This is a genomic window from Actinomyces culturomici (genome assembly GCF_900499005.1).
GTDB lineage: Bacteria > Actinomycetota > Actinomycetes > Actinomycetales > Actinomycetaceae > Pauljensenia > Pauljensenia culturomici.
Genome location: NZ_LS991316.1, coordinates 429,951 through 443,461, shown reverse-complemented (window position 1 = coordinate 443,461; position 13,511 = coordinate 429,951). Strand labels below are relative to the sequence as shown.

Genomic DNA, 13,511 nt, shown 5'->3' with positions numbered 1-13,511 from the left:
ATCCACAGCGGAGCGCATCGATGCGCGCCGAAGCGACACGGAATGCGATAATGGCGCCATGAGTCCCCGATTCCTCACACTCGCCGATGTCGCCGAGACCCTCAACCTCACGATGTCCGCGGCGCGCTCCCTCGTCGCCTCGGGCGAGCTGCCGGCCATCCAGGTCGGCGGGAAGAAGGCCTGGCGGATCGAGGAGTCGGTCCTCGAGCAGTACATCGCCGACCAGTACGCGGCGACGCGCGAACGGATCACCGAGCACACCGCCCTCTGACCGACCCGTTTCAGACTCCGGCGCCCTCGAGGCGCCTCAGTGGCGTTCGCTCAGGGCACCGCGGATCCTCCGGACCCCCGCCGTGACGAGGGAGAGGACCGCGCGCGGAGCGGCGTCGCGCGAGTCGACCGCCTCCTCGGCGGAGTTCGATTCGAAGTCGAAATGATCGCCGAAGACCGCGAGGACGCGGCCCCGGCATCGTCCCGCGTCGTGGTCGACGACGACGGGGATCCGCTCCTCCGCGAGGGAGCGCAGAACGCTCGAGATCCCCAGCCCGGCTCCCGCCCTCGCGTGGTCGTCGACGCCGACGCCGAGTCCTCGCACGGCGACGATCGCCGACGTCGGAACGAGGCCCCTCCCGGTGTCCTCCGCGATGAGGATCCAGTTCGTCCGCGCCTCGACGACGACCCCTTCGACAGTGGGACCGCCGCGCAGGGTCGCGCCGATGCGCCGCCCCCGAGCGGAGGCGAGGCGGTGCGCGAGCCGCACGGACACCCGTTCCGCGTCCGCGAGTTCGGCGACGAGGGCGTCCGCCTCCTCGCGCCGATGCGCGTCGAATTCCGATTCGAGCGAACGGAGGAAGAGTTCGAAGTCCATGACCCCAGCGTGCCATGCGGCGGTTCGCAGCGGACCCCACTTGACAGCCGAGGGCGAGAGGTTCGACACTGAATCGCACGAACCGATATGAACTGAACCTGAACGGAGGGAATGATGTCGAACCGATCGAAGGACGGCGAGCGCGATATCGCGCTCGCCCTCGGCGCGGTCGTCCTCGGAGGACCCGCCGCCCTCGTCCTCGGGCGCGGAGCCTGGGCGCTGCTCCCCCACTTCTCGTTCGCGCGCCCCGAGATCGCGATCGCCGTCCTCATCGCGGGTCTCGCCGCCCTCCTCCTCGCGGTCAACGCGCTCGCCTCCGCGGCAGCGCTCCTCTCCCTCGCCCACGCGCTTCCCGCTGGGCTCCGCCGTCGGTTCGCCGCGCTCGCCGTCACCGCGGGCACGGGCGCCGCGAAGCGCATCGCCCTGCGGGGCGCCGCTTCGGCGACCCTCGGACTCGCATCCTTCGGAATCGTCCTGCCCGGCGCAGTCGCCGCTCCGGTCCCCGCGGATCCCGTCACCGATCCCGTCGGCGTCTCCTGGTTGTGGTCGCCGACCGGAGGCGCGACGGACTCCGCGGCCTCAGGTTCCACGCGTCCCGCGCCGACCGACGAGGAGGCGACCAGCGTCGAGGGGACGGCGCGCGACGGGGGCTTCCCCGACGACTCGGCCACGCCGTCGGCTCCCGCCTCGCCCCGCGCCGAGTCCCGGAGCACATCGCCTCACGAGTCGACGGCACCGTCGACCGAGTCCTCCGCGAGCGCCGACGCCGTCGCCCCGGCGATTCCCGCCGAGTCCCCCGCCCCGCGCAGCGCGGAGAGCGGGGCTCCCGCCCCCGCGCCGCCGAACTCGCCCGGGGAGTCGGTCCCGAAGCGGACCTCGACTCCCGGCGCCTCGGCCTCCGCCTCGTCGCCTTCGTCCTCACCGGCGACGCAGGAGTCGGCGCGATCGATCGAGGTCCGACCGGACGACTCCCTCTGGTCGATCGCCGCGGCCCTCCTCGAGACCGGCGCCTCCGACGCCGAGATCACCGAGACCTGGCGCGCCATCTACGCGCTCAACGCCGACGTGATCGGCGACGATCCCTCCCTCATCCACCCCGGCGACGTCCTCGTCCTCCCCCAGGAGCGCTCATGAGCACCACCGTCCTCCACTCGAGCACCCGGACCTGCGCCTTCGAGCGCCGGACCTTCCGCTGGGACGCGCGCATCGACGTCCCCGCCTCGCAGGTCGCCGACATGCGGGTGTGGCTGGCCTCGCGGGCGGAGGGCGGCGTCCTCGATCCCCAGACGCCCGACCCCGCGACGTGGTCGGCGGGCCTCGGGCGCGCGATCGTCGAAGCGGTTCTCGGGCTCCGGGAGAAGCGCCAACTCGAACGCTGGATGGTCCCCTCGCTCTTCACCGCCCTCAAGCACCTGCGCTTCGACGACGCGGCGGACGGCCGCTCGCGACGCAGCTGCGCCCCCGTCGGATGGAGGGCGAGCGAAGTCGCTCCCGGCAAAGTCGAGTCGGCCGTCGTCGTCCGGGGCCCCTCGCGCACCTACGCCGTCGCGCTCCGCCTGGAAGCGTTTCGAGGGCGGTGGATCGCCACCGCCCTCGAAATCGCCTGAGCCCCGAACGGGCCGAAGGAGCATCAGCGGCGCTTGCGCGCCTTCTTCGCCGCAGCGCGGCGCTGCTCGCGGTTCTGCCCCTCGGCGGGCGCCGGAGCGCCCGCACCCGAGACCGACCCCTCGGACGAGGAGTAGCGCAGGGCGCCCGAGGACTTCGCCTGGCCGACATCGCCCATGACGGACTGGGCGCGCGCGGCCCGAGCCCGCTCCGCGGCCTTCGCCTCGGCGGCGGCCTCGGCCGCCGCGACCTCGTCGATCGACGGCTCGGAGGAGCTCTCCGCTTCGGCGGGGGCCACGGGGGCCGCCGGGGACTCGGAGAGGAGGCCCTTCTCACGGGCCTGGGCGAGCGCCTGGTCGAACTGGTGGGCGAAGCCGAAGACCTGCTGGACGGACTCCTCGCGAATCCGTTCCATCATCGACTGGAACATCTGCGCGCCCTCGTCCTTATATTCGACGAGCGGGTCGCGCTGGCCCATCGCGCGCAGACCGATGCCCTCCTTGAGGTAGTCCATCTCGTAGAGGTGCTCGCGCCACAGACGATCGACCGTCGCGATGACGACGCGGCGCTCGAGGTTGCGCATCGGCTCGTCGCCGAGCTGCGCGAGGGCGAGCGGGTTCTCCGACAGGGCGTCCTCGGCGTCCTCGTAGACGGCGTGGATGTCGCCGACGAGCTCGGTGACGAGGTCGTCGCGGACGAGCGAGCCCTTGCCGCCGTGCTCGGCTTCGACCTCGGCGTAGGTGACCGACGGCGGGTAGTAGCCGCGCAGCGTATCCCAGATGACGTCGAGGTCCCATTCGCGCGGGGAGAGCCCGGCGGTCTTCTCGTCGACGATCCCCTCGATGAGGGTCTCCATGAAGGACTTCATCTGCGGCTCGAGGTCCTCGCCCTCGAGGACGCGGCGGCGCTCCTCGTAGATGAGCTCGCGCTGGCCGGTCATGACGTCGTCGTACTTGAGGACGTTCTTGCGGATCTCGAAGTTGCGCGCCTCGACCTGGTGCTGCGCGGACGCGATCGAGCGGGAGACGAGTCGGTTCTCGAGCGGCATGTCCTCCGGGTAGGCGCCCGACGCCATGATGCGCTGGGCCATGCCCGAGTTGAACAGGCGCATGAGGTCGTCCTCCATCGAGAGGTAGAACCTCGACTCGCCCGGATCGCCCTGGCGGCCGGAGCGGCCGCGGAGCTGGTTGTCGATGCGGCGGGACTCGTGGCGCTCGGAGCCGAGGACGTAGAGTCCGCCGAGTTCGCGGACCTCCTCGCGCTCGGCCTCGACGGCGGATTCGGCCTGGGCGAGCGCGATCGGCCACTGCTCGCGGTACTTCTCCGGCTCCTCCTTCGCGTCGAGCCCCTGGGAGGCGAGGTTCGCCTGGGCGATGAATTCGGAGTTGCCGCCGAGCATGATGTCGGTGCCGCGGCCCGCCATGTTCGTCGCGACGGTGACGGCGCCTTTGCGGCCCGCCATGGCGACGACCGCGGCTTCGCGTGCGTGCTGCTTGGCGTTGAGGACCTGGTGCGGGATGTGCTTGGCCTTGAGGAGCTGGGAGAGCAGCTCGGACTTCTCGACGGAGGCCGTGCCGACGAGGACCGGTTGGCCCTTCGCGTGGCGCTCGGCGATGTCCTCGATGATCGCGTTGAGCTTGCCCTTCTCAGTGGGGAAGACGAAGTCGGGCTGGTCCTTGCGGATCATCGGGCGGTTCGTCGGGATCGGGATGACGCCGATCTTGTAGGTGGATGCGAATTCGGCGGCCTCGGTCTCGGCGGTGCCGGTCATGCCGGCGCGCGAGCCCTCGGGGTAGAGGCGGAAGTAGTTCTGGAGGGTGATCGTCGCGAGGGTCTGGTTCTCGGCCTTGATCTCGACGCCCTCCTTCGCCTCGATCGCCTGGTGCATGCCGTCGTTGTAGCGTCGGCCCGGGAGGACTCGACCGGTGTGCTCGTCGACGATGAGGACCTCGCCGTTGTCGACGATGTAGTCCTTGTCGATGTGGAAGAGCTCCTTCGCCTTGATGGCGTTGTTGAGGAAGCCGATGAGGGGGGTGTTCGCGGCCTCGTAGAGATTCTCGACGCCGAGCTGGTCCTCGACGGCGTCGATGCCGGCCTCGAGGACGCCGACGGTCTTCTTCTTCTCGTCGACCTCGTAGTCGACGTCGCGGGTGAGGAGGCGGGCGATGCGCGCGAACTCGACGTACCAGCGGTTGACGTCGCCGGACGCGGGGCCGGAGATGATGAGCGGGGTGCGGGCCTCGTCGATGAGGATCGAGTCGACCTCGTCGACGATGACGTAGTTGTGGCCGCGCTGGACCATGTCCTCGACGCGCTGGGCCATGTTGTCGCGGAGGTAGTCGAAGCCGAACTCGTTGTTCGTGCCGTAGGTGATGTCCGCCTCGTACTGCTTGCGGCGCTCGGCGGGCTGCTGGCCGACGAGGACGCAGCCGGTCGTGAGCCCGAGGAACGAGTAGACGCGGGCCATGATGTCGGACTGGTACTTCGCGAGGTAGTCGTTGACGGTGACGACGTGGACGCCCTTGCCGCTGAGGGCGCGCAGGTAGGCGGGCATGGTCGCGACGAGGGTCTTGCCCTCGCCGGTCTTCATCTCGGCGATGTTGCCCTGGTGGAGGGCGATGCCGCCCATGACCTGGACGTGGAAGGGGCGCATGCGGAGGATGCGCCAAGCGGCCTCACGGACGGTCGCGAAGGCCTCGACGAGCAGGTCGTCGAGGGTCTCGCCCTCGTCGAGGCGGGCTTTGAATTCCGCGGTCTTGCCCTGGAGCTCCTCGTCGGAGAGGGCCTCGAAGTCCTCCTGGAGGGCGTCGACCTGGCTCGCGAGCTGGTCGAGCTTCTTGAGGGTGCGGCCTTCGCCTGCGCGGAGGATCTTGTCGATGAGGGACACTAGGGCTCCTGTTGTCGCGGCCGGGGCGATCGCCCCGGGTGCTCGTCGTGCACCGCCCCAGTCTACGGAGTTCGCGCGCCCGACTCGACTCGACGCCCGCGCCCGTCTCCCCGCCGCTTCCGCTTCGGGCCGCCGCGCTTCGGCGCCCTCCCTCCGCGCATCCGAATCGACGAGGTCGGGGCCGCGCGTCGATCGGGAGGAGACTGCCGGGCCGGGGCCGCGCGAACGCGGGGCGGCCCCGGCGCTGCGCGCCGGGGCCGCCGAGTGCCGACTTCCGTCAGGCGTTGATCGTCGTGTTGAGTCGGAGGACGCCGTAGGTCCAGCCGTGGCGGTGGTAGACGACGCAGGGCTGCATCGTCGTCTTGTCGATGAACAGGAAGAACGGGTGCCCGACCATCTCCATCTGGTCGAGGGCCTCGTCGACGGTCATCGGTTCGGCCTCGTGGACCTTCTGCCGCACGATGATCGGCGAGTCTCCGAGCTGCTCCTCGCGCGCCTCCCCGACCTTGAGGTCCTCCGCCGAGCGGAGCTTCGCCGGGGCGGGCACCGGGGCAGCCTCTTCGACGGGCGCGACCTCTTCGAGGAGCTCAATCTCGTCGATCTGCCGGGGGTACCTGCGCCGGTGATCCTTCGCACGATCGCGCATGCGACGGAGGCGCTCGAAGAGCTTGCCGGCCGCAATGTCGACCGCCGCGTAGCGGTCCGCGGATTCCGCCTCGGCCCGGATGATCGGGCCCTTGCCGTAGACCGTGAGCTCGATGCGCTCGGCGGTGTCGGCCTGCCTGGGGTTGCGCTCGTGGGTGAGTTCAACGTCCACGCGCTGCGCGCGCGGGTAGAACTGCGTGATCTTCGAGACCTTCTCCTCGACGTAGGCGCGGAAGTTCGGGTGGATCTCCGCATTGCGCGCGACGACGGTGATGTCCATGGTTTCCTCCAGAGGAAGTCGGCGGGCTCCATCGCCCGCGTGTCGAATGCCCGAACGCTTCGCCGCTTCGGGCCGTGATCGCGGTTATCACCTCCATCCGAGCACGTCGGAGACGATTTATCCTGTTCGGCTCCTCCGTGTGGGCTATGGATCGATGATACCGCACGGACGTGACCTGCGTCATAAGGAAGGAGCGGCGACTCTCGCGAGGACGACGATCCCGGCGGCTCCCCCGCAGACGCGCCGAAGTTCGCGCGCCGTCGCCCCGGTGGTGAGGACGTCGTCGACGAGGAGGATTCGGGACGGATCGGGCAGCGGCAGTCGGGCGCGCATCGAACCGGCCCTCCGATCTCGCCTGCCGCGCCCACCGCGCCCCGCCTGCGAGCGCGCGGCGAGGCGCGGCGCGATGGCGTCGACGACGCGGGCCCCGCTCCCGGTCGCCTCGGCGAGTCCGCGCGCGACTCCCGCGGCGAGACCCGTCGTGACGTTGCGCCCGAAGAGACGCCGTCTCCAGCTCGCCGGTGCCGGCACGACCCACCACTCCTCCGCCGCTTCGTTCGAGGCCTTCACTCCGGTATTCGCCCGTAGGGGCCGGGCGAGTTCATCGCCGAACGCCCGCCCGAGCGTCTCGCCCGCCCGGTCGAGGAAGTCCTCGGCGCCGAAGGCCGGGGAGTGCTTGGCGGAGATGAGGATTCGCCGAAGCTCGCCGTCGTAGGCGCCGAGGTGTACGAGCGGGATCGCGTCCTCTCCGTCGGGATCGAAGAGCCCGACCTGCGCGGGCCCCTGCGCGAGGGCGTCGCACTCGGCGCAGAGGACCTCGTCCCAGATTCCACATCCCGCGCACTGACTCGGCAGGACGATGTCGACGAGCGCCCTGGCGAAGTCCCGCACTCGCGACCTCGCGGAGCTCAAAACGCTGCGGCCAAAGCCCCCCGGGTACGCGCCGGTGCGTGATGTCGGTTGAGCGGCATCGCCTTGGGCGCTACGGCCATCACGTACGGGAAAGGGCGAGTACAAGTCTGCGCTCCGCAAAGCGAAGTCGCTACGGCCATCACGTACGGGAAAGGGGGTCGAGTCGATCACATGTCGATTCTCTCCCCCCGCTGCGGGTAGCGACTCGCGGCCCGATGGCGCGCTGGGGACGCGCACGCGTCCCACAACGACCTGTGGATCTTTGGACGCGGGAAGGCGGCTGCTCCCATTGCGCGCTTCAGCGTCGTTCTCCCGCGTGGAAGCCTCGCAAACCCGCCCGAAGCAAGCAGTAGGAGCGCGGTGCCGAACAGCACTCCCTATCCGGGGAAGCGGATGTCGAGGAAATCGGCGGGCATGTCCTGCCAGAGAGCGCCCGACCGGCAGTGGACCGAACCGGCGTCGGTGCGCGCGCAGATGTTCTCCGCAGAGGATCCCGCGCTCACCTCGACGACCCCGTCCGGAGCCCCGGAGGTCGACACGAGTCCGCCGAACTCGACCTCGACGAGTTCGGTGCCCGCCCCGCCCTCGTCGGCCGTCTTCGGGCGGATGAGGACGAAGGCGTCGTCGCCCGACCACGAGACGTCGCGGATGCGCGCGCCGACGCCCGCGACGGCCTCGGCGTGCGAGAGGGTCTGGGGGCGCCCGTTGGCGTCGCGCTCGACGGTCGCGATCCACGCGCTCCCATCCGCGAGGACGAGGGCGCGCGCGCCGTCCGGGGAGATCGCGATGCGCGAGGCCCTCGCGAAGTCCTCTCCGGAGAACCGGACCTCGGCGAGATCGCCGTTCGCCGCGAGCGCGAGGATCCGCGACGAGGCGGGCGACCACGCCCAGCCGAAGCGATCGATCGACGGCGCCCCGACCGCGCCGACCTCGACGGTCGCGCGCGTCCCCTCGGCGCCGACCGTCGAGAGGACGAGGGATCCCCCCTCGCGCCATGCGACGAGCGAGTGGCTGACCGGGGACATCGTCGGGGCGAGCGCGGAGTCCGCGGGGTCCTCCGCGAGGTCGAAGGGGACGATCTTCATCGCGGAGATCGTCCCGATCGCGCCCGCCGACATTCCGACGCGCGTATCGAGCGAGTAGTCCGGGCCGGTGGGCGCCACCACGCCGGACAGGTCGACGCCGGAGACGCGGACATCGACCGAGGAGATCCCCGGATCCTGCGCGAGGGTCCGCCCGATCTCCCAGACGAGGAGCGAGCGCGGCTGCCCCTCGGCGGGAACCGCCGCGTTGAGGACGACCTTGGCGACGCGGTCCGAGATCTCGAGGCCCTGCGACGGGATCGACGTGCCGCCGGGGATCGCGTTCGTCGCCGCGCTCTCGAGCGCGGGGCGCGGACCGGCGACCAGGCCCGCGAGGAGGTGCGTGGAGAGCCTGCGCGACGGGTACCAGCGCGGATCCGCGACGAGGGCGTCGCCCGTCGCGGCGGGGAAGTAGAGGTCGGCGCGCTCGTAGGAGGCGGTGAAGGAGGCCTCGGACACGATGAACGCGTCCTCGGGCGCGTCGATGCGCCACTGGCCGCCCTCCTTGACGAGGGCGAGCGACTGGGAGATTGACGAGGCGTCCGCGCGCGTGAGGACGCCGGTCTCATCGACGGACGCGATCGCCGACGCGGTGACCGTCGCGGTCGCACTGCCGGACTCCCCTCCCTCGACGCTCACCGACGGCCTGGTCGCCGTGTCGTAGACGAGGACCTGCTTGCCCGGGTTCCACTTCTGCGCGGAGGCGGAGGTGAGGAAGAGCCGGGCGGTCGCGAAGTCGTCGTTCGCTCCCGCGGCGCACGCGAGGAGGAAGTCGGAGACGAGCGTCGCCGGGTCGGAGTCCTCGGAGGGGCCGTCGGCGGAGAGCTCGAGGGGGCCGGAGTCGGGGACGGAGACGTCGAAGGGCGCGGGCGCGGACGCCTCGGGCAGGGAGGTACAGCCGACGAGCCCGAGCGAGGCGGCGAGGGCGCAGGCGGCGCCGACGAGGCGGAGTCTCATGCGTCCTCCCACAGTGCGAGGGGCTCGGAGGCGAGCGCGGCGCCCGCCTCCTTCGGGAGGGTCATGACGAAGGAGGCGCCCTCGCCCGGGACGCCCCAGGCGCGCAGGGTCCCCCCGTGGAGGGCGACGTCCTCCGCGGCGATCGACAGGCCGAGTCCCGTGCCGCCGGTCGTCCGCTTGCGCGACGAGTCGGCTCGGAAGAAGCGGTCGAAGACGTGGGCGGCCGTCTCGGGCGTCATGCCGACCCCGTGGTCGCGGACGCGGACGGCGACGTCGGTCGCGCTCTGGCCGAGGGTGATCTCGACGCTGGTGCCGTCGGCGAATTCGAGGGCGTTGACGAGGAGGTTGCGGAGGACCCGCTCGATCCGGCGGACGTCGATGGGGGCGGCGCAGCGCTCGTCGGGTCCGAGGATGCGGACGTCGACGCCGAGGCGGTCGGCGAGTTCGGAGTTCATGCCGACGACCTTCGCGACGACGATCCGCAGATCGGTGACCTCGGCCTCGAGGTCCGCCGAGCGCGCGTCGTATCGGGAGATCTCGAGGAGGTCGGCGAAGAGGGAGTCCATGCGGTCGGTCTGCTCGTGGAGGAGTTCGGCGGAGCGCTTGGCGCCCGCCGGGAGGGAGTCGCGGTTGTCCCAAATCACCGAGTCGGCCATCCGGATCGTCGTCAGCGGAGTGCGCAGCTCGTGGGAGACGTCGGAGACGAAGCGCTGCTGGAGCTGGGAGAGCTCGTCGTACTCCTCGATCTTCTTCTGCAGCGAGCTCGCCATGTCGTTGAAGGCGGTCGAGAGGTCGGCCATCTCGTCCTCTCCGCGCACGTCGACGCGGGCCTCGAGATCGCCGGAGGCGAGGTGCTTCGCCGCGTCGGCGGTGCGCCTCACGGGGCGCAGGAGCCGGTAGAGGACCCAGAAGACGCCGACGGGCAGGCCCACGAGGATCGGGAGCGCGGCGACGAAGAGAACGCGCATCACCATGTTGACCTGCCGCTGATCGGAGGCGAGCGAGTAGACGACGTAGAGCTCGTGAGCTCCCGCGCGCGGCAGGGTGACCTCCGTGCCGACGAGGATCCCCGGCGAGGTCTCCGTCCCGTTCGGGATCGCGACGGACTGCCACTGGGCGGAGTCGCCCTTCCGAACGGCGGCGCGCATGTCGGAGCCAATGAGGGCGTCGACCCCCGTGTCGACGATCTGGTTGATGCGGAAGGTCGAGTGGGCGTCCGGGGAGCGCAGGAGGACGACGGAGACGGCGCCGGCGCCGGCCGCGGAGGAGCGGATGTTCTCGACGACCTGGCGGGCGGCCTCCTGGACCTGATCGGGGGTCGACGCGGTCGACTGGTCGAATGCGGCCTGAGCGGAGGAGAAGCGGACCGCGGCGTCGTCGAGGATCTGCGTCTTGCGCGATTCGAAGGCGGAGGCGCGCAGCTGCGAGGAGACGAGGAGGGCGAAGATCGTGATGACGGCGAGGCCCGCGACCGTGATCGCGAGCGCCGAGCGCAGGGAGAGGGAGGAGCGGACGGCGACGGCTGGCGGCGAGTCGTAGAGACGCCGGTACAGGCGCGTCGTCCGGGCCCGGGCGGCGCGGCTGCGCAGGCCCTCGCGGGCGCGGGTCCAGCGGTCCGAGGGCGCGGTCGTCCGGTCGGCGCCCTCGGGGGACGAGGCCGGGGCGGCCCCGCGCTCGTCGGAGTCGGGACGACCGGCCTCTTTCGGGGACGAGGCCGGGGCGCCGGCGTCGGCGCCCGGGTCAGGCGCCGGTTCCGGCACGGTAGCCGACTCCCCTCACCGTGATGACGATCTCGGGCTTCTCCGGGTCGCGCTCGATCTTCGAGCGGAGCCTCTGGACGTGGACGTTGACGAGTCGCGTGTCGGCGGCGTGCCGGTAGCCCCAGACCTTCTCGAGGAGCTCCTCGCGGCTGAACACCTTCCACGGCGCGCGGCCGAGGGCGACGAGGAGGTCGAACTCGAGCGGGGTGAGCGGGATGAGCTCGCCGCCGCGGTGGACGACGTGGCCGGGCACGTCGACGACGACGTCCCCGAGGACGAGGCGCTCGTCCCCGGAGTCCTCCCGTCCGCGCAGGCGGGCGCGGATCCGCGCGACGAGCTCCTTCGGCTTGAAGGGCTTCGGCACGTAGTCGTCGGCGCCGGCCTCGAGTCCGGAGACGACGTCGGAGGTGTCGGTCCTCGCGGTGAGCATGACGATGGGGACGTCGGATTCGCGCCTGATGAGTCGGCAGACCTCGATTCCGTCGAGGCCGGGGAGCATGAGGTCGAGGAGGACGAGGTCGGGGGTCTCCCGGTGGAAGGCGTCGAGGGCCTCGGCTCCATCGGGGCACGACGCGACGCCGAACCCCTCGGCCTCGAGGACGATCCCGATCATCTCGGCGAGAGCGACGTCGTCGTCGACCACGAGGATGCGCGAATTCATGTCACGATCGTGTCACGATTCGCGCGGGCTCGCGGGCCGACTCGCGGAATCGCGGACGACCGGGGCCCCTCAGGGGATCCCCCCATGGCGCCGCGCCGCTCGTGCTGGGAAACTGGAGGCGACCTGCGAGAAAGGGACGAACGTGACGGATCCGCGCTATTCCGGTTGGAACTCGGTGCCCGAGGAGACCCCCGGATGGAACCCGCCGGGCAATGGCCCGGCGCCCGAGAGCCCCTCCCCCTACGAGTACCCGGCCCCGGCCTCGTCCCCCGGGATCATCCCCTTCCGCCCGCTCGCCATCGGGGATCTCTTCGAGGGCGCGTTCAAGGCGTTCCGGAAGAACCCCGTCGTCCTCCTCGGGATGACGGCGGTCCTCATGTCGATCGTCGGCGTGTTCACCGGGATCAACTCCTACTCGGCTCTGAGGACGACCGAGTCCTTCTCCCGCTTCGATCCGAACTCGCCCATGGGCGGCCGCGCCGCCCTCGAGGCGATTCTCGGGCCTTTCACGGCGATGGCCGGTTCATCGGCCCTTCTCTCCGTCCTCACCTTCGTCGTGTCGATCCTCCTCACGGGCGCGCTGTCGATCGCGGTCGCCGACGCGGTGATCGGCCGGGCGCCGGGCTTCCGCGAGGTCCTCGCGCGCACGGGACCGCGGATCCTCCCGCTCGTCGGAGTGTCGATCCTCTCGGGGATCGTCTACTCCCTCGTCGTCATCGCCGCATTCGTCGCCGGGGGCGCGCTCGTCGCCGCGCTCCTCATTCCGGCGCGGAATGACTCCGAGCCCTCGCCCGGGGCCGTCGTCGCCGTCGTCCTCCTCGTGCTCCTCCTCATCCTCATCGTCTTCGTCGCCGTCGTCGCGATCGAGACGAAGCTCGTCTTCGCGCCGATCGTCTGCGTCCTCGAGGAGCTCGGCCCGGTCGAGTCGCTCAAGCGCTCGTGGCGACTGACGAAGGGCGTCTTCTGGAGAACGCTCGGCCGTATCCTCCTCATCGGGCTCGTCACGGGCGCGGTCGCCGGACTCGTCTCCGGGACGGCGGGCGGCGTCGCCGCCGCGTCGGCCCTCTCCGGCTCCCTCGCCGGAGTCGAGGCGGTCGCGATCGGCGTTTCGACGCTCCTCGCCGGGCTCGTCCTCCCGGTGACCATCGCCTACGAGGTCCTCATGTACACCGACGAGCGGATCCGCCGCGAGGGGTTCGCCCCGATGCTCGCCGCCGCCGCCCGCGGGGCCTGACTCCCCCTCGTCACGCGCCGCGCCCCCGGCCTCGTCGATTCTCACGAGGCCGGGGGCGCGGCGCTGGTGGACGAAAGCGGGCGGGCCGTCCGTCGGCGTCAGTCCTGCGGGTCGGGGACGACGGTGAACCGGGCGCGGCGCTGCGCGTAGACGGACTTCGGGTCGAGGGGGCTCGACTGATCGCGCTCTCGGGCAGGGGCGAAGGGGCCGCGCTCGGCGGGCTCCGCGGCCGCGAGTCGGGCGGGGGCCGGAGTCGGTGCGGGAGCGGGCGCGTCCGCCGGGGTCTCGGCGGCGCGGCGCACGGCGTCGACGAGCGCGAGGAGGTCGTCCCCCGACGGCGGCGCCGGCTCGAAGTTCGTCTGGAGGCGGACGATCTGCCAGCCGCGCGGGGCGGTGAGGTGCTGGGCGTGGTCGTCGCAGAGGTCGTAGGCGTTCGGCTCGGCGGCGGTCGCGAGCGGGCCGAGGACGACCGTCGAATCCGAGTAGTCGTAGGTGAGGGTCGCGACCGCGGGGCGCTGACACCCCGGCTTGGAGCAATGACGAGCCGAAATCACCGCCCCAGACTACGGCACCCGCGCCGGGCTCCCCGCCATGGCTCTCCGGCGCACCCGCCCATCACG

12 protein-coding genes are annotated in these 13,511 nt (G+C 71.3%); 4 read left to right on the top strand and 8 right to left on the bottom strand.

All coding sequences use genetic code 11. The annotated features are described in order from the left end of the window. Positions 1–58: 58 nt before the first annotated feature. Positions 59–271, top strand: a complete 213-nt coding sequence (locus DY157_RS01920) for a helix-turn-helix domain-containing protein (protein WP_115726979.1) — start codon at positions 59–61, stop codon at positions 269–271. Positions 272–307: 36 nt separating this feature from the next. Here the strand turns inward: DY157_RS01920 and DY157_RS01915 are convergent, their stop codons facing one another. Beyond that, positions 308–868, bottom strand: a complete 561-nt coding sequence (locus DY157_RS01915; protein WP_115726978.1) for a hypothetical protein — start codon at positions 866–868, stop codon at positions 308–310. A gap of 114 nt (positions 869–982) precedes the next feature. Here DY157_RS01915 and DY157_RS01910 point away from each other — a divergent pair, with 114 nt between their 5' ends. Next, complete coding sequence (locus DY157_RS01910) at positions 983–2,002, top strand: LysM peptidoglycan-binding domain-containing protein (RefSeq protein ID WP_160159400.1); 1,020 nt, start codon at positions 983–985, stop codon at positions 2,000–2,002. After that, positions 1,999–2,475: an Rv3235 family protein gene (locus tag DY157_RS01905; RefSeq protein ID WP_115726976.1), complete on the top strand. Its 477-nt coding sequence runs from the start codon at positions 1,999–2,001 to the stop codon at positions 2,473–2,475. The genes DY157_RS01910 and DY157_RS01905 overlap by 4 nt, the downstream gene beginning before the upstream one ends. Before the next feature lie 23 nt (positions 2,476–2,498). On the opposite strand, the gene secA is transcribed toward DY157_RS01905, so the two are convergent. From secA to mtrA, 6 genes are all read right to left on the bottom strand, one after another. Further along, a complete protein-coding gene (gene secA / locus DY157_RS01900) occupies positions 2,499–5,360 on the bottom strand; it encodes a preprotein translocase subunit SecA (RefSeq protein ID WP_115726975.1) in 2,862 nt (953 codons plus the stop codon). A 277-nt stretch (positions 5,361–5,637) separates the two neighbouring features. Then, positions 5,638–6,285: a ribosome hibernation-promoting factor, HPF/YfiA family gene (hpf, locus tag DY157_RS01895; protein ID WP_115726974.1), complete on the bottom strand. Its 648-nt coding sequence runs from the start codon at positions 6,283–6,285 to the stop codon at positions 5,638–5,640. Between the two features lie 180 nt (positions 6,286–6,465). Then, positions 6,466–7,176 carry a ComF family protein gene (locus DY157_RS01890; RefSeq protein ID WP_115726973.1) on the bottom strand — a complete coding sequence of 237 codons (711 nt, stop codon included), beginning with the start codon at positions 7,174–7,176 and terminating at the stop codon, positions 6,466–6,468. Between the two features lie 398 nt (positions 7,177–7,574). Next, positions 7,575–9,236: an LpqB family beta-propeller domain-containing protein gene (locus tag DY157_RS01885; protein ID WP_115726972.1), complete on the bottom strand. Its 1,662-nt coding sequence runs from the start codon at positions 9,234–9,236 to the stop codon at positions 7,575–7,577. After that, positions 9,233–10,996, bottom strand: a complete 1,764-nt coding sequence (gene mtrB / locus DY157_RS01880) for an MtrAB system histidine kinase MtrB (RefSeq protein WP_456236499.1) — start codon at positions 10,994–10,996, stop codon at positions 9,233–9,235. The genes DY157_RS01885 and mtrB overlap by 4 nt, the downstream gene beginning before the upstream one ends. Beyond that, positions 10,977–11,657, bottom strand: coding sequence for an MtrAB system response regulator MtrA (gene mtrA, locus DY157_RS01875; RefSeq protein WP_115726971.1), 681 nt, complete (start codon positions 11,655–11,657; stop codon positions 10,977–10,979). Before mtrA ends, mtrB begins: the two co-directional genes overlap by 20 nt. 142 nt (positions 11,658–11,799) lie before the next feature. Between mtrA and DY157_RS01870 the strand changes: the two genes are divergently transcribed. Beyond that, positions 11,800–12,891, top strand: a complete 1,092-nt coding sequence (locus DY157_RS01870) for a hypothetical protein (protein ID WP_115726970.1) — start codon at positions 11,800–11,802, stop codon at positions 12,889–12,891. 98 nt (positions 12,892–12,989) lie between these two features. Here DY157_RS01870 and DY157_RS01865 read toward each other — a convergent pair whose 3' ends face one another. After that, complete coding sequence (locus tag DY157_RS01865) at positions 12,990–13,445, bottom strand: DUF3499 domain-containing protein (protein ID WP_115726969.1); 456 nt, start codon at positions 13,443–13,445, stop codon at positions 12,990–12,992. Between the last annotated feature and the right edge of the window lie 66 nt (positions 13,446–13,511).

Coding starts and splice junctions, on each gene's coding strand:
- DY157_RS01920 (WP_115726979.1), top strand. CDS start 59: ATGAGTCCCCGATTCCTCACACTCGCCGATGTCGCCGAGACCCTCAAC.
- DY157_RS01910 (WP_160159400.1), top strand. CDS start 983: ATGTCGAACCGATCGAAGGACGGCGAGCGCGATATCGCGCTCGCCCTC.
- DY157_RS01885 (WP_115726972.1), bottom strand. CDS start 9,236: ATGAGACTCCGCCTCGTCGGCGCCGCCTGCGCCCTCGCCGCCTCGCTC.
- hpf (WP_115726974.1), bottom strand. CDS start 6,285: ATGGACATCACCGTCGTCGCGCGCAATGCGGAGATCCACCCGAACTTC.
- mtrA (WP_115726971.1), bottom strand. CDS start 11,657: ATGAATTCGCGCATCCTCGTGGTCGACGACGACGTCGCTCTCGCCGAG.
- DY157_RS01905 (WP_115726976.1), top strand. CDS start 1,999: ATGAGCACCACCGTCCTCCACTCGAGCACCCGGACCTGCGCCTTCGAG.
- DY157_RS01915 (WP_115726978.1), bottom strand. CDS start 868: ATGGACTTCGAACTCTTCCTCCGTTCGCTCGAATCGGAATTCGACGCG.